Here is an 18,237-nt window from a genome sequence, read left to right on the forward strand (position 1 = left end):
ATTCAAAAATATGAAAGAAAAGATAATGGTAAGCAATTTACCTTCAGAGTGTACAACCATAATAGTTGGACAAGACATGACTGCCGACGGCTCTATGCTCGTTGCACGTTCGGAAGATTGGGACGCAATGGAAGCAAAGAACTATGAAATCTACGAAGATACAAAAGAAGGCGCAACCGAATATGTTGCAAAGGACAGTCCGTTCCGCTGTGAGCTGCCTGCCGAAGCACTTGGTTACAGTGCCTTAGCTCCTTATAGCCTTCCTAACCATTGGGGTAGTGCTGGTTTCAACACTGCTGGTGTAGGCATGAGCGCAACAGAAAGTATTTTCAGTAGCGATGAAGTTTTGAAGTACGACCCATTGGTTGAAACGGGAATTGCCGAAAATGCAGTATTCAATGTGGTACTTCCATACGTTCGCACAGCTCGTGAGGGTGTTGAACGCTTAGGTATGCTCATCGAAAAGCATGGCATTGCCGAAGGTTTTGGCATTGGTTTTGTCGATAATAAAGAGATTTGGTATTTGGAAACTGCTTGCGGTCATCGCTGGTTAGCTTGCAAAATGCCTAAAGACCAATATTTCGTTACAGGTAATCAGAGCCGTTTCCGCAAGTACGACCCTACGGATAAGGAAAACTATATGGCATCGGCTGACCTTTTAGAGTTTGCTGAAAAGAACGGATTATACGACCCAAAGAAGGGCGAATTTGATTTCCACGAAGCATACGCACGTGATATTAAACTCGACACAACTTACAATTACCCACGTGTTTGGGGTTTGCAAGGAATGTTCTCGCCAAGTATTCAGAACGATGTAACAAAGAATACGTTCCCTGTTTACGCACAGGCTGAACAAAAAATTAGTATCAGCGATATGCGCAAGGCGTTCCGTTTCCACTACGATAACACCGACCACGACCCATATTTGCACAACAATCCAAAGGAAGTTTATCGTCCTGTGTCAATCTTCCGTACCACACAAACCCATATTTTGCAAGTGCGTCCAGAGCTTCCACAAGCAATTGGCTGTGTAAATTATGTGGCAATGGGTATGGCAGACTTAGGACTTTTCCTCCCATTATATCAAGGCATTACCTCTTATCCTGAGGCTTACACAAAGGGTACTAACGTGTCAAGCGTTGATTCGGCTTACTGGAAGTTCCGCAAGGTGATGACTTTAGGTATGGTAAACTACAACAAATATGCGCCAATGATTAAGGAAGCCTATTTAAAATTTGAGGAAGAAACCGACCAACGCCAACGCGAAATGGAAGAAGAGTATTTGCGTATCTACAAAACACAGCCATTGCGTGCAAAGGATATGTTGCAAGAATTTTCTGATAAGATTCTCATTAAAGGAATCGAATTGGCTGACCGTTTGCAAGAAGAACTCTTCACACAACTCACAAAGGATATTCAAGCCGAATACCTTTTTCATGGTGCGTAAGTAAAACCGACATAAAAAAGAGAGTATGCTATCAAAAATGGCATACTCTCTTTCGTTTTAAACTATTAAGGTGGGTTCTAAAAAATTACCACCTCAAGAAATATTCTGCAAGAATTACAATACCTTATTTCCGCAAGCAATTTCTTTGTTTGTTTCAAAACTTGTTTGCGTCTCATTTAACCCTATGAGAAAGGTCGATTTGTCATTTTTTGCTCAACTTACCACAAATAGGTTGGTTATTGGACACAAGTTCCCTTACCCATAGGGAATGGGGAAGATAAAATTCAGCAAAGAGTTTGAAGCTATTCTTTAAAAATCTTGATATAATACTTTTTGGTGTGTATAGGTTTAAGACGTATCTCCTTCCTGTCTTAATCCATTTGGCAGGTACGTTGATGAAGTGTAATATGAACTTCTTCAACATTACTATAACGAGCATAAAGACGGTGTTCTGCTCAAGAAAGGAGAAAGGCAGGTGTACCCAACCTAAAAAGTAACCGTAATCGCCTTTATAAGAATATGTTGCATCGTATTTGTGTTCAGGAATAAACTGGTGGTTAAAGTCTAAATCAACGCTGCTTCCTTCGTGTATTAAGCCAAGATGCTTAATCATCGTCAGAAGAAGTTGGTTTAATTTCTCAGCCTTATTGAACTTATAGGCGTGCTTGGATTTATCACAAGTGTAAACCACATTTGCTTCCTTAAGTTCTTTTAAACCACGACCAACAGTGTCTGCCCCAGGAAGTGTACATTTGGGAGATAATGAAAACTGAGCAACGAGCGTGTTAATATCTTCCAAGCAATCAGCACCACATAAATAACTATAAAACAGCGATGAAATAATATCACTATATTTGAATGCCGTACCTGTACTGCCACGCTGACCAAGCGAGGAGTCAATGACTTGATTGAGTTCAAGTTTGGAAAAAACATCCATTACGTGAAAAATTCCACCAAAAGAGGTTATTTTGTCAGATTTTATTGCTACCTTTGTAATGTCAGTTGATTTATTGTTTTATATGTTTGATAGCACTAAGATAAGTGAAATTTCTGACATACGCAAGCGTTTGAATACTTTTATGTATCAGGCACTTGCATTTCTTGCAAGCAAAAACGCTGCGGAAATAAGGTAATAGTAGAAATTTAAAAATGGAAGTAATTGAAAATAGATCAGGAAATTGTATATCAAAGGAGTATATTAAACGACTCAAACAAAGTAGTAATGAAGCAATAGCTACTTTAGTTAAGGAAAATTATCATAATAGTAGGAACATTATCTATATCCTTGAAAACTTAGGTCATATTCCTAAAACCTTCAATTATCAATGGATAGTTGATCTCTTAGATTATCCGAATGAAGATGTTCGTTTTTGGGCAGTAAAGAATATAGGTAAACTAACTTCTGATGTTTTTTTAGAGCAATTATATAAAATTGCAACACATGATACAAGTACAATGGTTAGAAGAGAGGCTGTATCTTCAATAGGCCGAATGAGAAATAAAAGAGGTATTCCTTTGATGATGGAGATGCTTTCGGATTCAGATCCAAAAATTGTATGTCAAGCAGTTCGAGGTTTATTGGTATTTAAAGGAGATCGCATTATTGATACTACTTTAAGAGAGTTAGTGAATCATGAAAATGAAATGGTACGTACTGTGATTTATAAAGAGTACTTCGCTAAAAATAAAAATACAAAATCTGTATTACCACATGCTAAAACATATTCGTATCTAAAAAATGTTGTTGTAAATGGTGATGTTAGAGATATTCTTAAGCTAGTCCCAGCTGAAAGCATCCATTTAACATTTACTTCTCCGCCCTATTATAATGCGAGAGATTACTCTATTTACCCAAGTTATGATGCCTATTTAAAGTTTTTAGAGGAGGTGTTTTCCGAAATTTATAGGGTAACTAAAGAAGGCCGTTTTCTAATCGTGAATACTTCGCCTGTAATAATTCCTCGAATTAGTAGATCTCATTCAAGTAAACGATATCCAATTCCCTTTGATTTGCATCATCGTTTAGTACAAATGGGTTGGGAATTTATTGATGATATTATTTGGGAGAAACCTGAATATAGTGTAAAAAATAGAATAGGAGGATTTCAGCAGCACAGAAAACCGCTCGCATATAAACCTAATTCAGTAACCGAATATCTTATGGTTTATAGAAAGCAAACAGAGAAACTGATAGATTGGAATATTCATCAATATGATTCAGAGACTGTTAATGTAAGCAAAATAAAAGATGGATTCGAAACAACTAATGTGTGGCAGATCTGTCCTAAATCGGACAAAATACATTCTGCAATATTTCCTGTAGAATTGTGCCAAAGAGTTATTGAATATTATTCTTTCAAAGGTGATCTCGTATTTGATCCATTTGGTGGAAGTGGAACTTTGGGACGAACCGCAAAAAGTTTAGGAAGAAGTTTTTTCTTAACTGAAAAGGAGTCTAAATATTTTGAATATATGAAAACTCTTCAAGCAAAGCCAAACGTATTTGAAAATGAAGTAACAAAGTTTTTATCATTAGAAGAATTTAAAAATAGCATATTATGACACTGACAGATCAAGTAATTAAAAACATCGTTAGTCGAGTGATAAAATCACAAGATTACCGAATTGAGATTGTAAATCTCATTAATGCAGAATTTTTACAGTTCGCGATTGATTTCTTTAAAAAAGTTGTTGAAGCAAAACTTAATTCGACAGATATTACAATAGAATGGTATAAAAATGCATTTATGAATGATGCTTTACCATCAGAAGATATTGCAATAAATTCTGGTTTAAACAAGAAAACCATTAGTAATATGTATCGTTCAGCAACAAGACAAATCGTAATCGAAGCTTCTAATGACCATTTTGATTCGTTGTATAATAGTATTCAGGCTTTGGTTGAAAATGAGAATGAAATAGAATTGACACTTACTATAAAATTTAAAGGGGTTAGTGTTGATTTGAATGTAAGTGAAAGTCTTATAGTTATAAACACATTGGCGGTTAAACGAGCAGCATTGCGGGGAGGAATGTGGAGTACAGCAGGAAAACGTGCTGAAAAATATTTAATGCTTACGCTTTGTAAGCTTTATGAAGTTGATCCTCAATACTATAACGCAGAGCATTTTATAAGAAATAGAGAATTAGATGTTGATAGAGAAATAGATTTTTATCTAATAAATCAAGAACATCAATATAAATGTGAAGTTAAATTAATGGGACAAGGCAATCCTGAAAGTGCAGATGCAATAATAGCACGTGGTAGTCATGTATTTGTTGCAGACACACTATCTCAGCAAAATAAGAATCAGTGTGATCAGTTAAATGTTAGCTGGGTAGCATGTAGGGATGAGAATGGATACAAACGTTTTGCACAAGTGTTAAAACGATTTAATATTCCTTATACTGAATATAATGGAAGTCTTGACGAAGATTTGCCTAAAATTTTAGACACAATTATTTAGGTTCATTTGATATTTTGAGTGATACCTTATTTCCGCAAACACTTTCCTTTCATTTTATTTTTCTTTGCTTAAAAGTACATTTCAATACGAAATTAGGGCAGAAAGTATTTCTTTATGCAGGTCAATTGATGCTATGGGCTAAAACGATATTCTCATCATGATAGCATATAGGCTGTTTTAACCATAAAAAGTGCCTGTTTTGAACTTCAAAACAGGCACTTTTGCTTTTTAAGGCGTATGCTAAAAAATTTATTTTCGCTTAAAGTGTGATACTAACACCAGCATACCATGTTGCACCATAGACAGGGGCATACATGAAAGCAGCGTCGTCGCCATGCTTTTCGTCTTGAACGTAACTGAAGATGTTTTTACCACCAGCATAGATGTTGAACACACCGATGCGTTTTGATACACGAGCATTCCACAAAGTGAAGGTATCGGTCTTCTTAATCTTTGATGTTTTAGGTGCATCTTCTGAATTATAGTCGATATACATTCTTCCTTGCAAAGAGCTTGTAATAGAGAACGACCATGTACCAGGAGTATATTCGAGGCTCAAATCGCCTGTCATAGCAGGGAAACGAGAGATATACTTGCTGTCTTTAGCGTATGCCAAACGTCCTGGAGCTTCTTTGCATTCGTCAGATTCTGCATCTGACCATTCTGCACGTTCGTGTTTGAATTTACCTTCATTGATAGTCCAATTCAAACCTGTCTTGAAATTTTTAAATGGATTCCACTTTGCACTCAATTCAATACCTTGAACGTATGCATCATCAACATTTTCCCATTGGTAAGTGTAACCAAACTTCTTTACTTCTTCTGTTGCAGGAGCAAATTGTATTTTGTCTTGCAAGTCAGTACGGAAGATATTAGCACTGAGTTGTACGTTCTTACCATAGTAGTCGGCAGAAAGATTGTAGCTAATAGAGCGTTCGCCTTTAAGATTTGATGACTTCCAAACACGTGGAGAACCTGAACAGAGGTGCAAATCTTCAGAGAAACCGTATGGAGCACGGAAACCTGTACCAAAGTTAGCACGGAGTACGAAAGCAGGACTTATCGCATACTTGATAGCCAAACGAGGGTTGAACGATGTTTTGTTGAACTTAGTTTTTGGGAAAGCAACGTCAGAAACCTTTACGCTTGTAGCATATTCTTCACCAGAGCGGTGAGAATCTACACGCAAACCTGGCACTACTGTAAGATTTGGCAATATGTTCCATTCGTCTTGTAAGAAGAAACCAACCTCGTTAGCGTGCTTCTTACCGATAGAAGTGTAAGGAACACCGAAGTAAGGGTTAGCTTTTTCTTCTTCAGCAGAGATGATGTAAAGACCAGTTTCACGCAAACGTGTGAAATAACCTTGTACACCAGCCAACAAAGTATGGTTGCCGAGGATAGAAGTGAAAGTAAGCGAAGGAGTAAATGTATTTTCCTTTGCAATGTAAGGGCGCATCATTTCTACGTCAGGACTAACTCCGTCAGGGTTAGCAGCATCTTTTGTAGCTTCCTGATAATTAGAAAGGAAGGTATCATTGGTTGCGTTACGCTTATGGTGAACGTATGCCATGGCAAGATTCAATTCTGAACGTGAGCCAATAGGCAGTGTATAAGCCAAATCAGTACTCAAACGATTGGTGCGAATATTCTCAGTTCCAGCAGAAAAAGGGTTTAAATAAAGATTGTCTTTCATATTTCCACCATAACGCAACTCGTCTAAAGCCTTTGCACGAATAACGAGTTTATCGTTTTTAGTAAACGGATTGTAGAAATAAATACTTGCGCCTACATTATTCATCAAACTGTAAACACGGTCTGAAACCTAGTCTTTATTTTTAACTTCCTTACGAGTTAATCCGTCTTGAGTTTGGTCAATAGCATCGTCTTCGGTGCGTTGAGCGGTTACTAACAAACCAACATTCTTATAGCGCATAGAACCTAAACCCTTGTAACTCTTGCGTCCGAAGTTACCCATTTGTATATCTGCATTCACAGAAGGCTCGAAAGTAGGCTCCTTAGAGATAATGTTGATGGCACCAGCCACCGCACTACTACCATAAAGCGCAGAGCCTGCACCCTTTACAATTTCCAATCGGTCTATATCGTTTGTACCCATTTGTTGCAAACCATAGACACCAGCAAGTCCAGAATAAACTGGTTCGCCGTCAAGCAACACCTGTGTGTGTTCAGCACCCAAACCTTGCATACGCACCATAGAGAAGTTGCAGAATTGGCATTGTTGCTCAACACGAATACCAGGCACACCTTCTAAAGCGTCATAAAGGTTTTGTGCATTTTTACGATTCAATGATTGTGATGTAAGAACCTCTGTAAGAATTGGCACATTCTTTACAAAATGCTCTGTTCGTGTACCCGTTACAACCACTTGGCTCAACTCTAAAACATCTTTTTCGAGCTTGAAATAAACCGCAGTACCTTTTCCTTGTACCATTTCCACTTCGATTTCTTGCTCTTGAAAACCATCAAGATTAGCAACAACAATTTGCTTTCCTAATGGCAAATCAGACATTTTAAAGTGTCCACTTGCATCACATTTTGTTTTTAGGGTAGTTCCTTTTACGCTAATCATAGCGTAAGGAAGGTGTTCCCCTGTTTCTTTGGCTTTAACATCGCCAAAAAGCATAGCATCAGTGCCTTGTGCAAACGAGAGAATGCTACAAAGCATACCAAAAAAATAGAATAAAAGTCCGTTTCATATAATTAATAAATTTAAACGGCGCAAAGATATTTATATAATAGGATATAGGCAATACCTATTTTTAAGTAAATATTTTTCAAGCACATACCTACAATAGATGATAGAATCCACCTTTATTCAAAAATAGAAGAAATATTAATAAAAAGTAGGGATTTCCCCCTTCTATGTAGGTTTTAACCCTTGTGAGAATAAAATATTAGTCTTACTTTTGCACTATAACATTGAATTAAGAACAATTTAAAATATAAAAGTCATGAAACGTCAGTATATATTATTCGTGAGCGCCATTGCAACATTGATGAGCCTCACTTCTTGCGACACATTACTCGCCCTCGATGGTGGTTCAGTAGGCACAGTTTATTCTACTGGTGGAGCCGTTTACGATGCTGGCTACGGTGTGGGTTACGGTGCTAATCGTGGGTATGCTAGTTTAAATTACGAGCAAGCTCGCCAGCAAGCCTTGTTCCTTTCCGATAAAATGGCTTACGAATTGGGGCTAAACGAATTGCAATACGAAGCAATCTACGAGATTAACCTCGATTATTTATTAAATATGCGCGGAGAAAGCTCTTTGTATGGCGATTTATGGGCGTTAAGAAACACAGACATCTTCTATGTTTTGAGTCCGCAACAATACAATTATTTTGTAAACATGGACTACTTCTACCGCCCTGTTTATTGGTACAACGATGCTTACGTATTTAGCATTTATAGTCGTTACGACAACCCTCGCTATTACTATCGCAGCCGTCCAAGCGTTTACAGCTCATATCGTGGTGGACACAGCCGTTACGGAAATAGCTATTATGCAGGACGTTTTGGCAGACGCGACGGCAGCCCTGTTGTCATCAATCGTGGCAATTTCGCAAATGACAATTCTCGTTACAGTGCGCCAGCCAATACAAGCCGATACAACAGCAACACTTCTTCCTTTGGAAACCAACAACGCAGAAACGGTGGAACATACGGACAAGGTAGCCTAAATAGCCAACAAAGTCGATTTGGAACGCAAAGACGTAATGATAATTCAAATAGAAATAGTACCTTTGGGGTTGGAAATCGTAAACCAAATAAAAACAATAGCCAATTTGGAAACGACAAACGCAATTGGAATAACTCTACTTTTGAAAGAGGAAACTTTAGCAAAAGCAATACAAATAATAGTTCGTTCGGAGGCAACCGCAGTTCGTTTGGAGGCAACCGCAGTTCGTTTGGAGGCAGCAACCGCAGCTCTTTCGGCTCAGGTAGTTCTAATTCAAAGGCACAACCCAACACAGCACCAAACAGTAAGTCTAATTCTGGTGGTTCATTCGGAGGACATAGATAAAAGAAAACATATATGCGCATAACAACTATAAGCCGCTTTAAAGTGGTAGCAGCAATGGTTAGAGGGTTCTTTCAAGGCTTTATAAACGGACAAATCGATGCAAAACAACCTGGAAGAACAGACCTAAAGCCAGTAGAATATAAACAAATAATAGCCGACAACTACGAAACGTTGTCGGCTTGTTTTGTGTCTGTCATGTTTCCAATATTGATTCGACTAAACTATGATAACCTCGAAGATGTTGCAGCAGACATGAAGAAACGTAAATTTAGCAATGCAACATCGCCAAAGCTTTTGCTTCGTTATGCTTGTGGGGCAAAAGCAATATACGATGCAGTCATCAAAGAATATCAAACACAAATGACAGCGTTGCTAATAGGCAGATTGCAACCCATGAAAACATTCTTCGAAACCTACGAAAAAGGTACAGAAGAACTTGAAGTTATAAGCGTTCCGCTGGCTATAAGGTCAATGGTGCGCACGCAAATGATGGCTTATAGCACAAGTTTGCAAGCTGCTAACCCTGAAATCAAAACCCTTCATCAAGCAACTGTCTTTAAATTAATGTTGCAAGGTATGGTTACATTGCTTCACGATGAACCCATTTCGTTAGAAGGCGACAACCTTGAAATGATTTTCCGCCGTGTTTCACTCAACTCTGATAACTTTGAAACCCTCATGAACGAAATGAATCAAGCCTACGAAGACTTGATTTAAACGTGTTGGAAGGCTAAAAACAAACGTAAGGCTGCAATCTTTCAATTACTTCGGGAGGGAAATCTTTCAACAAACGAAGTTGAGAAAGGTTAGTTAGCTTACCCTTCAAGCGGCGATAATCAACAATTTGGCGTGCCATATAAAAGTTAATGTAAGGGTGACGACGCAGTTGTTGAACAGAAAGCGTATTCAAATTTAATCGTTTCGTGTGGATATTGCGCACTTCAAAGAATGGTAATGATTCCAAAGGGAAGTCCTCTATTTCTTTCAATTGCCCTACATTCACATATCCACCAAGGCGTTCACCATAACTAACAATAGCTTTTGCCCAACCAGAGCCTATGCCAGGAACCTTTTTCAGCATGGTTGTATCAGCCGAAGCAAGGTTAATATGTTCGCCTAACTTTATCTTTATAGGATAACGAATCGTATCTCGGTCATACTTTTTATAAGGTTTGTAGGCATCGTTCTGCTTGTATGCCTCATAAGCCTCGTGTAATTTACGCTGTTCTTCCTGTCGTTCTTGCTCATAACCTCGTATGGTTGCCATGGTAAAAGCGGGTTGATAATCGTCGCCAATGGTGATATAAGGTTCTAAAAGCCGATACTGTTTTCGTGTCAAACCATAAACTTTTGCAAACGATTGAGGCGAACGGAACACGCCACCTTTGGCTCTGTACTTATAAATGTTACGAATTTGGTAAGGAGCAAGACCCAAACGTTGCAACTGAATACTGTCTGCTGTGTTCGGGTCAAAGGGAAACAATTCAATTTTCTGACCGTCTTCTAATATGAAACTACGAGCCTCAGGCACATTATAACGCATCTTTCCAGTTTGATTACCTACAAAAGCTGTGCTATCGGCAGCGGTTAAAATAGTAGTTCCATGCTTATTGCCAATCAAAAAAATTGCTATTGTAGCCAATATGCCCAAAGAAAGCAAAAAGATGATTACTTTTCTATCAGACTTTTGCAAATAAAAAAAATCTCGAATATTCATACGATAATATCGTTAATATTTGATTATTTTCTCCAAAATGATACGTTTTTACAAAATATTTATTATATTTGTGGATACAAAGGAGAATTATTATGAAGAAAACTTATGACATTTTAAGAAAGTACCCATTCAGTTTAGCGTCTGTAATCGCTATTCTCGTAGTATCATTAATCAACATTCCTGACACTCCATTGAATGGAATTCATTTAATAGACAAGTGGACACACATTGCGCTTTACTTTGTTCTTGGACTGATTATAGCCCATGAATATTTTCATGGCTCTAATCATACTGACACGAAAGGCATGTTTTTGCGCGTTTGGTTATTGCCCGTTATTTATGGAGGAGCAATGGAAATCATGCAACTCCTATTCACCAATGGGCGAAGAAATGGCGAAATTCTTGATTTCGTAGCCGACATTGTTGGCAGTAGCTTGGCTTTGATTATCGGTATTCTATTGGCAAAGTATCTTTCCAAAGAAGATAAGGGTGCTGGCGCATCTGCCTATTGTAGAAACGCGCATCGCCAGTAACCTCCATACCTATAAAATCTGGTTTCACAAAGGCTTCGTTAGGGTTTGAAAGTTCTACTTCAGCCATAACCAAGCCTTCGTTTTCTCCATGAAATTCGTCTACTTCAAACGTGTGATTTCCGCTTTTTATTAAGTAACGATGCTTGTCTATTACGCCTTTTTCGCATAGTAAAAGCAAGTTTTTCGCCTCTTCCAAGGTAATTTGCTTTTCAAATTCATAACGCGACAAACCTCCATCGCGCGACGGACCTTTGATTGTGAGATATGCTTGATGGTCTCTTACACGAACACGAACGGTATTTGTGGCAGCAAAATAACCTTGTTGAATGTGGCTAACGCTGTATGCCTGCTGTTTCCAGTCTATGTTTTTATGAACTAAAAACTTTCTTTCAATTTCTAATCCGCTGCTCATTACGCAAAAATATACATTGCCCACGCCATGAGAATGAGAGCTAACACAACGAAAGAGATTACTATCCACTTAATCACTGACCTTGCTTGTTTCTCTTGTTTTGCCTCTTTTGCCTTTCTGTAGAGTTTACTTTTGTTGCTCATAGTCATATTTTTTATGTGGGAAGCACTGTGCCTCCTCGCAGGTTAATATTATATTAAGGTGGGATAGCAACTATCCCATTACTTTTTTCTATTCTTCTAACGGAAATTCCATGAGATAAGCCTTTATAAAGCCATCGATTTTTCCGTCCATAACCCCGTCAACATCGGAAGTTTGGTAGTTGGTTCGATGGTCTTTCACGCGTCTATCATCAAAGACATAGCTCCTTATTTGACTACCCCACTCTATTTTTTTCTTCGAAGCCTCAACCTTTGCTTGTGCTTCCATGCGTTTTTTCATAGCACGGTCGTACAATTGCGACTTCAAAAGTTGCATTGCCTTTGCTCGGTTCTTAGGTTGGTCGCGCGTTTCTGTATTCTCGATAAGGATTTCTTCCTCTTCTCCCGTGTCAGGGTCTTGGTACATATAGCGCAAACGCACACCCGATTCTACTTTATTTACGTTCTGTCCGCCTGCTCCACCTGAGCGGAAAGTATCCCAACTAACGCGTGCTGGGTCTACAAACACTTCGATGGTATCGTCAATAAGCGGAGAAACGAAGACACTGGCAAAGCTTGTCATGCGTTTTCCTTGTGCATTGAACGGACTTACACGCACCAAACGATGAACGCCATTCTCACTTTTCAAGAATCCGAAAGCATATTCGCCTCCTTCAAACTTCATGGTTACACTTTTAATACCAGCTTCATCGCCCTCTTGAATATCTGCTATGGTAACCTTATACCCATGTTGTTCGCCATAACGCATATACATTCGCATGAGCATTGATGCCCAATCTTGGCTTTCAGTACCTCCCGCTCCAGAATTTATCTTCATGACACATTCCATAGGGTCTTCCTCTTGGCGGAGCATATTCATGAGTTCTAATCCTTCAATATCGGTAATTACCTTTGCATAAGCAGTATCAACATCTTCTTCCGTAACCAATTCGTCTTTATAAAAGTCGAAAGCCAATTGCAATTCATCGGCTTGTGTTTTTACGTTTTCGTAGCCTTTGAGCCATTTTTCAATGCCCTTAACTTTCTTCATTTGCTCTTGCGCCCTTTCGGCATCTTCCCAAAAGTCAGGTGCTTGTGTTCGAAGTTGCTCTTCTTCGAACTCAATTTTCTTTTTATCTATATTGAGATAGTGGTTTAATGCGTCTACACGCGCCACTACATCTTTCAATTGTTCAGCTGTAATCACTTCTTTTTTATTTCAATAGAATTGTTTTTCTTCAAAATATGCTTACTTTATTCTTCGTACATTTTGTCAATGAGTTCCTTGTAGTTTTTATTTACTACTGGACGGCGTAATTTCAATGTGTTTGTAAGTTCCCCACTCTCTGCCGAGAATGCGTGTGGTAAGAGTGTAATTCGCTTGATTTGTTCGTAAGGAGCTAACAATTGTTGCAAAGTATCGATGCGTTCTTTCATCATTTTTATTACTTGACGATTATTGCAAAGCGATTCTTTGCTATCATATTCAATATTATAGTCCTTCGCCCAGTTTTCAAGAACACGGAACTCTGGTACAATGAGTGCCGAAACATATTTGCGCTGGTCGGCAATGACAGCCACCGAATCGATAAACTTATCTACCAACAGCATTCCTTCTATCATTTGAGGAGCAATATACTTACCATTTGATGTTTTGAAAAGGTCTTTAATGCGCTCCTTTAAGTAGAGTTCACCATCTTTTATATATCCAGAATCGCCCGTACGGAAATATCCTTCTTCATCGAATGATTTGGCATTGATGTGGTCGCGATGATAATATCCTGGTGTAATGGTTGGACCTTTCAACAAAATTTCATCGTTTTCACCAATTTTTACTTGTATGCCTTCAATTGGAAAACCGATAGAACCTATTGTAAATCCCTTTCCTTTTATATCGCAACTTACGGTTGCTAAGCTCTCTGTCAAGCCATAACCAACAAGAATATCAAGCCCAATGCTATGAACAAACTCCTCCACTTCTGGCGAAACGTATGCGCCTGCGGTTGGGAAAAGGTTAGGATTAATGAGTCCAAGCTGCTTTCTTACAAGGCTCAAAATGGTTTTATTGATAAGCTTGTATTCTATTTGCAAATTCAAAGGAGGGCGCTTTCCACGTCCAATATAGACTACATTGTGCTTTCTTCCAACCTCTAATGCGTGTTGAAAGAGTTTTCGTTGAACAGCACTTGCACTATTCATCTTTTCTTTTACTGCAATGTAAACCTTTTCCCAGAAGCGTGGCACAGCTGCCATACAGGTAGGATTGGTTTCTCGCATACTGTCTTGAATTTCTTTGGGATAGGTGTTGATAATAAGTTCGCCTCCATTTCCTAAAACCAAATACGAGAATGCTTTCTCAAAAACATGCGCAAATGGCAAGAAACACATAGACCTATCTTTTTCATTAACAGGCACTCGCCTACTATTTGCGGTCATTGCAGCGTTATACATGCCGTGTGTTAGAATAACGCCTTTGCTCTCTCCCGTTGTTCCGCTTGTATAAAGTATGTTGCAAATATCCTCATCGTTTGCTTCAGCATAGCGTGCTTCTACTTCCGATTGGCGTGGTTCGCCTTCTCCCAACTTGATGAAATCTTCAAAGAAGATAGCATTAGGGTCTTGCGGACTAATGCGCACACTTGAATCATAAATAATAATACGTTCAAGCGATGGGCAAAGTGAAAAAATTCTGCGTGCTTTGTCGTATTGCTCTTGCTCGCCCACAAAAATATATCTCACGCTAGCATCTTGAATGACGTATTGTATCTGCTGTTCAGAGCTATTTGCGTAGATAGGTATCGTAACGACACGAACTCCATACGCCCCAAAGTCGGTGTATAAATATTGTATGCAGTTCTGCGAGAATACCGCAATATTTTCTTGTGGCTTTAAGCCAAAATTGAGCAAAGCGTTTGAAACCTGCTTTACACGCATAGAGAATTGATTCCAAGAAACCGATTTCCATTTCAAATTTCCGAAATTTCGGAAAGTCAAAGCTGGTTTTGTGCCGTACTTTTTTGCTTGCTCGTGAATGAGAATTGAAAAATGATATTCTGCCTGCATAGATATATTTCTTTTGTAAGGGACAGATATTACCCTTTGTTATCAATGCAAAAATAGCAAATTATCGTCAATTAAGGAAATTATTTGGTGTTTTTTTAGGCTGACAAGGCTAAATGAGGAACTCTGGAATTACTTATAACTCTATAATCCCCTTACACGCTTGGTTTTCTTACCTTTTCTTTCTCACAAGGGTGAGTCCGTCGCGCAGTGGTAAAATGACAGTTTCCACTCGTTCGTCATGGGCAATAAAGTCGTTAAACACCTTAATTCCTTGTGTCTGTCGGTCATGATTGTAGTTTGCATCTGTTACATGCCCGTCCCAGAGTGTATTATCGGCAAGAATAAACCCACCAGGACGCATTATTTTCAGCACCATTTCGTAAGTTTCAAGATACGTTCTTTTGTCGCCATCAATGAATGCCATATCAAATTCTACCCCCAATTTCGGTGCTTCCACGTTAGCATCGCCAATGCGAAATTCTATTTTTTGAGCCACTGCCGAGCCTTCTATCCACGGACGAGTAAAGTCTTCCATTTCATCGTTTATCTCAAACGTGTACAACTTGCCGTCTTCGGGTAATCCTTCGGCAATACAAATAGCCGAATAACCACTGAATGTACCCACTTCCAACACGTTTTTAGGCTGTACCATTTGCACCAACATTTTCAATAGTCTGCCTTGCAAATGCCCACTTGCCATGCGTCCGTGTACCGTGTGAATATTGGTTGCACGATAAAGGCGGTACAAATAGTCGCCTTCGGGTTCGATATGGTCGAGAATATATCGGTCTAACGCTTCGTTTTCTGTCATTTTTTTGTCTTTAAAGCCTCAACAGCCAATCTGTAACTTTCCATGCCGAAACCTTGAATCGTGCCTATGCACGCAGCCCCAATAAAAGAGCGACTGCGAAACTCCTCCCGATTGTCCACGTTGCTTATATGTACCTCAACCACAGGGGTTTTAATGGCACGAATACAATCTAAAAGAGCAATGCTATAATGGGTGTATGCGCCAGCATTCAGCACGATTCCGTCATACGAAAAACCCACTTCCTGCAATTTATCGACGAGTTCGCCTTCAATATTGCTCTGGAAATATTCTATTTCGATGTCGTTGTATTGTTTTTTGATGCGTTCCAAACACGCTTCCATGGTTTCGTTGCCATAAATTGTCGGTTCGCGTTTACCCAACAGATTTAAATTTGGACCATTGATAATGATTATTTTCATATTAAACAGAAATTACTTATCTTTGCAAAGATAGGCAAGTGATGTTTTAAAACTCACGTTGCGCTCACTGCAAAAATACGCAAAAAAAATGGAAAGTAACAAAGATTCGTCTTCAAATGTTCTTCGTAAGTATCAACGCTACCTAAAATTGGAGAAAGCATATTCTGCCAATACGCTTGATGCTTATATGCGTGATGTGGAAAAGTTGTTGAAATATCTTGCCAATGAAAAGATAAATCCTGAAGAAGCTAAGTTGGAAAATATTGAAAACTTTGCTGCTGCGGTAGGCGACCTTGGTATCGGTGCGCGTTCGTTGGCAAGAATATTGAGCGGAGTCCGCCAATTCTTTCGCTATCTTGTGTTAGAAGGTTACATTGAAGCCGACCCTACTGAACTTTTAGAATCGCCTAAGCAACCGCAACATTTGCCCGAAGTGCTTTCGACCGAGGAGGTTGATAGTTTGGAAAATGCCATCGATTTGAGTAAATGGGAAGGACACCGCAATAAAGCCATTATTGAAGTGTTGTTTTCGTGCGGATTGCGTGTTTCGGAACTCACAAACCTCAAGTTATCAAATCTTTATGCCGACGAACAATTCGTTCGTGTCATGGGTAAAGGTTCTAAGGAACGGCTCGTACCAATATCGCCTCGTGCCTTAAAAGAGCTTAACTTTTGGTTCATCGACCGCAACCAAATGAAGATAAAAGAGGGTGAAGAAGATTTTGTTTTCCTCAATCGACGAGGTGCGCACCTTACTCGCACCATGATTCTCATCATGATAAAGAAGTATGCGCAAGAAGCTGGAATCAAAAAGACCATTTCGCCCCACACGTTGCGCCATTCTTTTGCCACGGCTTTGTTGGAAGGTGGTGCCGATTTGCGTGCCATTCAAGCCATGTTGGGGCATGAAAGTATTGGGACAACCGAAATTTACACGCACATAGATACTTCCACTTTGCGACAAGAGATATTGGAACACCACCCACGGAATATTCATTATGCTGAAAATAAGTAGTTTACATATCTTTTAATCTTCTCGCAAACGAGCTTTACGGAGAAGACACTCAAAATAGGCTCTTTTGCGCTTCAAAACCTATTGTTTTAGATATCAAAAGAGCCTATTTTGAAATTTAAGACATAAGTTATCGGTTGCAGATTCGGTATTGATATGCAAAAATATCATTTCTTTCTCTTCCCTACCATAAAGGGAAAATAGTGAAAAACTACCCAAGCCGCTAACGAACTAAAAGCATAGACAAGCAGAAAGGCAAACATGACTTGTTGGTAATGACCTGTATAATTGAAGTGGAAATGGTGTAACAACATAGCAGTGATAAGGGGAATGCCACCAGCGAGGAAGTAAATGACAAGACTACGGCGACCAGTCCATTCCAACCATGTTACGCTGCCCACTTGTTTTGCCAAACTAACGAAGAACAATGTCCCCACAAGGGCATCGAAAATAAAGACATACCAATTGTCTATCATAATGGGTTCGACAACCATTTTGAAGTTATTGGCATCTTCATATACTTTTATAATAAGAAAAAGAATAAAGAAAAAGAATAATGATGATAGGGTGTGGAAATGGTTGATAACTGTTTCGTACTTGTGGTAAGTGTATCCAAGATAGAGAATGACGATAGCCATAGCGGCATTTTCTATCTGCCAATAAAGATTATCATAGTGGGTGGAAAGAAAATAACAACTCGTTGCACCCACGAGAGCAAGTGTTAATAAACTAAGACTTTTCCCCTTGAAAACCCATAACACGGTGGAAAACACTATTTCGGCAACGATTAATGCAGCAACAAACCACGATGCTTGCCCTGTAACAACGGTTAAAAGTGTTGCACCAATATCCATTCCGTGTACCAAAGCCTTGGGAATGGCAATGATTGTGGTGAAAATGAAGTAAGGAACGAGCAAACTGCGGACAATACTGACCAACTTTTTGCGCAACGAAAAAGGCTCATCGCGGTAAAAAAGATAGCCCGAAAGAAAGAAAAACACCACCAAAACATTGCCCACATAGTGGCGATAATCAATGATATTTGTGCCTGTGAAATAAATTTCGGTATGGTCTAACAATATTGCAACCATACAAAAGCCACGCAAAGCATCGACCCAATGTTTTCTTTCCTTCTGCTCTAATGCCATATCACTGCTCGTTTACGCA

At 39.0% G+C, this 18,237-nt stretch carries 15 protein-coding genes and 2 pseudogenes; 7 read left to right on the forward strand and 10 right to left on the reverse strand.

Features of this window, described 5'->3' with window-relative positions:
• Nucleotides 1-10 precede the first annotated feature (10 nt).
• Nucleotides 11-1,447: a C69 family dipeptidase gene (locus DYI03_RS08970; RefSeq protein ID WP_021668837.1), complete on the forward strand. Its 1,437-nt coding sequence runs from the start codon at nt 11-13 to the stop codon at nt 1,445-1,447.
• 472 nt (nt 1,448-1,919) lie between these two features.
• Here DYI03_RS08970 and DYI03_RS14045 read toward each other — a convergent pair.
• Nucleotides 1,920-2,444 (reverse strand): annotated as a pseudogene (locus tag DYI03_RS14045) (transposase family protein); the annotation flags it as partial.
• A gap of 152 nt (nt 2,445-2,596) precedes the next feature.
• On the opposite strand from DYI03_RS14045, the gene DYI03_RS08980 reads away from it, so the two are divergent.
• Both DYI03_RS08980 and DYI03_RS08985 read left to right on the forward strand, forming a co-directional pair.
• The gene (locus tag DYI03_RS08980) at nt 2,597-4,009 is read left to right on the forward strand and encodes a DNA methyltransferase (RefSeq protein WP_021669508.1); all 1,413 of its coding nucleotides are present in this window, start codon (nt 2,597-2,599) and stop codon (nt 4,007-4,009) included.
• Nucleotides 4,006-4,914, forward strand: coding sequence for a CfrBI family restriction endonuclease (locus DYI03_RS08985; protein ID WP_021669507.1), 909 nt, complete (start codon nt 4,006-4,008; stop codon nt 4,912-4,914). Before DYI03_RS08980 ends, DYI03_RS08985 begins: the two co-directional genes overlap by 4 nt.
• A gap of 259 nt (nt 4,915-5,173) precedes the next feature.
• Here DYI03_RS08985 and DYI03_RS08990 read toward each other — a convergent pair.
• Nucleotides 5,174-7,634 (reverse strand): annotated as a pseudogene (locus DYI03_RS08990) (TonB-dependent receptor).
• Between the two features lie 255 nt (nt 7,635-7,889).
• On the opposite strand from DYI03_RS08990, the gene DYI03_RS08995 reads away from it, so the two are divergent.
• Nucleotides 7,890-8,963 (forward strand): hypothetical protein, encoded by a 1,074-nt coding sequence (locus DYI03_RS08995; RefSeq protein WP_021669503.1) that lies wholly within the window; start codon nt 7,890-7,892, stop codon nt 8,961-8,963.
• A gap of 12 nt (nt 8,964-8,975) precedes the next feature.
• Nucleotides 8,976-9,680: a hypothetical protein gene (locus DYI03_RS09000; RefSeq protein WP_004356686.1), complete on the forward strand. Its 705-nt coding sequence runs from the start codon at nt 8,976-8,978 to the stop codon at nt 9,678-9,680.
• A 13-nt stretch (nt 9,681-9,693) separates the two neighbouring features.
• Here DYI03_RS09000 and DYI03_RS09005 read toward each other — a convergent pair whose 3' ends face one another.
• Nucleotides 9,694-10,680 carry a helix-hairpin-helix domain-containing protein gene (locus DYI03_RS09005; protein ID WP_021669502.1) on the reverse strand — a complete coding sequence of 329 codons (987 nt, stop codon included), beginning with the start codon at nt 10,678-10,680 and terminating at the stop codon, nt 9,694-9,696.
• A gap of 92 nt (nt 10,681-10,772) precedes the next feature.
• Between DYI03_RS09005 and DYI03_RS09010 the strand changes: the two genes are divergently transcribed.
• Complete coding sequence (locus DYI03_RS09010) at nt 10,773-11,213, forward strand: VanZ family protein (RefSeq protein WP_021669501.1); 441 nt, start codon at nt 10,773-10,775, stop codon at nt 11,211-11,213.
• Here DYI03_RS09010 and DYI03_RS09015 read toward each other — a convergent pair.
• From DYI03_RS09015 to aroQ, 6 genes are all read right to left on the reverse strand, one after another.
• Complete coding sequence (locus DYI03_RS09015; protein WP_004356894.1) at nt 11,125-11,625, reverse strand: CYTH domain-containing protein; 501 nt, start codon at nt 11,623-11,625, stop codon at nt 11,125-11,127. The genes DYI03_RS09010 and DYI03_RS09015 overlap by 89 nt on opposite strands.
• Nucleotides 11,625-11,768, reverse strand: coding sequence for a hypothetical protein (locus DYI03_RS13460; RefSeq protein WP_004356822.1), 144 nt, complete (start codon nt 11,766-11,768; stop codon nt 11,625-11,627). Before DYI03_RS13460 ends, DYI03_RS09015 begins: the two co-directional genes overlap by 1 nt.
• An 88-nt stretch (nt 11,769-11,856) precedes the next feature.
• Nucleotides 11,857-12,972 carry a peptide chain release factor 2 gene (gene prfB / locus DYI03_RS09020; protein WP_021669499.1) on the reverse strand — a complete coding sequence of 372 codons (1,116 nt, stop codon included), beginning with the start codon at nt 12,970-12,972 and terminating at the stop codon, nt 11,857-11,859.
• 47 nt (nt 12,973-13,019) lie between these two features.
• On the reverse strand, nt 13,020-14,828 hold the full coding sequence (locus tag DYI03_RS09025; protein WP_021669498.1) for an AMP-dependent synthetase/ligase: 1,809 nt from the start codon (nt 14,826-14,828) through the stop codon (nt 13,020-13,022).
• Between the two features lie 169 nt (nt 14,829-14,997).
• The gene (locus DYI03_RS09030) at nt 14,998-15,639 is read right to left on the reverse strand and encodes an O-methyltransferase (protein WP_004356907.1); all 642 of its coding nucleotides are present in this window, start codon (nt 15,637-15,639) and stop codon (nt 14,998-15,000) included.
• Complete coding sequence (aroQ, locus tag DYI03_RS09035; RefSeq protein ID WP_021669497.1) at nt 15,636-16,058, reverse strand: type II 3-dehydroquinate dehydratase; 423 nt, start codon at nt 16,056-16,058, stop codon at nt 15,636-15,638. Before aroQ ends, DYI03_RS09030 begins: the two co-directional genes overlap by 4 nt.
• 88 nt (nt 16,059-16,146) lie before the next feature.
• Between aroQ and xerD the strand changes: the two genes are divergently transcribed.
• Entirely contained in the window at nt 16,147-17,073 is a 927-nt protein-coding gene (gene xerD / locus DYI03_RS09040) for a site-specific tyrosine recombinase XerD (RefSeq protein ID WP_021669496.1), read from the forward strand.
• Nucleotides 17,074-17,237: 164 nt separating this feature from the next.
• Here the strand turns inward: xerD and DYI03_RS09045 are convergent, their stop codons facing one another.
• Complete coding sequence (locus DYI03_RS09045; protein ID WP_021669495.1) at nt 17,238-18,218, reverse strand: acyltransferase family protein; 981 nt, start codon at nt 18,216-18,218, stop codon at nt 17,238-17,240.
• Nucleotides 18,219-18,237: the final 19 nt, after the last annotated feature.

Source organism: Prevotella disiens, from assembly GCF_900454955.1.
Classification (GTDB): Bacteria; Bacteroidota; Bacteroidia; order Bacteroidales; family Bacteroidaceae; genus Prevotella; species Prevotella disiens.

What these genes read in the sequence shown, in the direction of transcription:
- DYI03_RS09005 (WP_021669502.1), bottom strand. Translation starts at nt 10,680, where the DNA reads ATGAATATTCGAGATTTTTTTTATTTGCAAAAGTCTGATAGAAAAGTA.
- DYI03_RS09045 (WP_021669495.1), bottom strand. Translation starts at nt 18,218, where the DNA reads ATGGCATTAGAGCAGAAGGAAAGAAAACATTGGGTCGATGCTTTGCGT.
- aroQ (WP_021669497.1), bottom strand. Translation starts at nt 16,058, where the DNA reads ATGAAAATAATCATTATCAATGGTCCAAATTTAAATCTGTTGGGTAAA.
- DYI03_RS08995 (WP_021669503.1), top strand. Translation starts at nt 7,890, where the DNA reads ATGAAACGTCAGTATATATTATTCGTGAGCGCCATTGCAACATTGATG.
- DYI03_RS09010 (WP_021669501.1), top strand. Translation starts at nt 10,773, where the DNA reads ATGAAGAAAACTTATGACATTTTAAGAAAGTACCCATTCAGTTTAGCG.
- DYI03_RS09000 (WP_004356686.1), top strand. Translation starts at nt 8,976, where the DNA reads ATGCGCATAACAACTATAAGCCGCTTTAAAGTGGTAGCAGCAATGGTT.
- DYI03_RS08980 (WP_021669508.1), top strand. Translation starts at nt 2,597, where the DNA reads ATGGAAGTAATTGAAAATAGATCAGGAAATTGTATATCAAAGGAGTAT.
- DYI03_RS08985 (WP_021669507.1), top strand. Translation starts at nt 4,006, where the DNA reads ATGACACTGACAGATCAAGTAATTAAAAACATCGTTAGTCGAGTGATA.
- DYI03_RS08970 (WP_021668837.1), top strand. Translation starts at nt 11, where the DNA reads ATGAAAGAAAAGATAATGGTAAGCAATTTACCTTCAGAGTGTACAACC.
- DYI03_RS13460 (WP_004356822.1), bottom strand. Translation starts at nt 11,768, where the DNA reads ATGAGCAACAAAAGTAAACTCTACAGAAAGGCAAAAGAGGCAAAACAA.
- xerD (WP_021669496.1), top strand. Translation starts at nt 16,147, where the DNA reads ATGGAAAGTAACAAAGATTCGTCTTCAAATGTTCTTCGTAAGTATCAA.
- DYI03_RS09030 (WP_004356907.1), bottom strand. Translation starts at nt 15,639, where the DNA reads ATGACAGAAAACGAAGCGTTAGACCGATATATTCTCGACCATATCGAA.
- DYI03_RS09025 (WP_021669498.1), bottom strand. Translation starts at nt 14,828, where the DNA reads ATGCAGGCAGAATATCATTTTTCAATTCTCATTCACGAGCAAGCAAAA.
- DYI03_RS09015 (WP_004356894.1), bottom strand. Translation starts at nt 11,625, where the DNA reads ATGAGCAGCGGATTAGAAATTGAAAGAAAGTTTTTAGTTCATAAAAAC.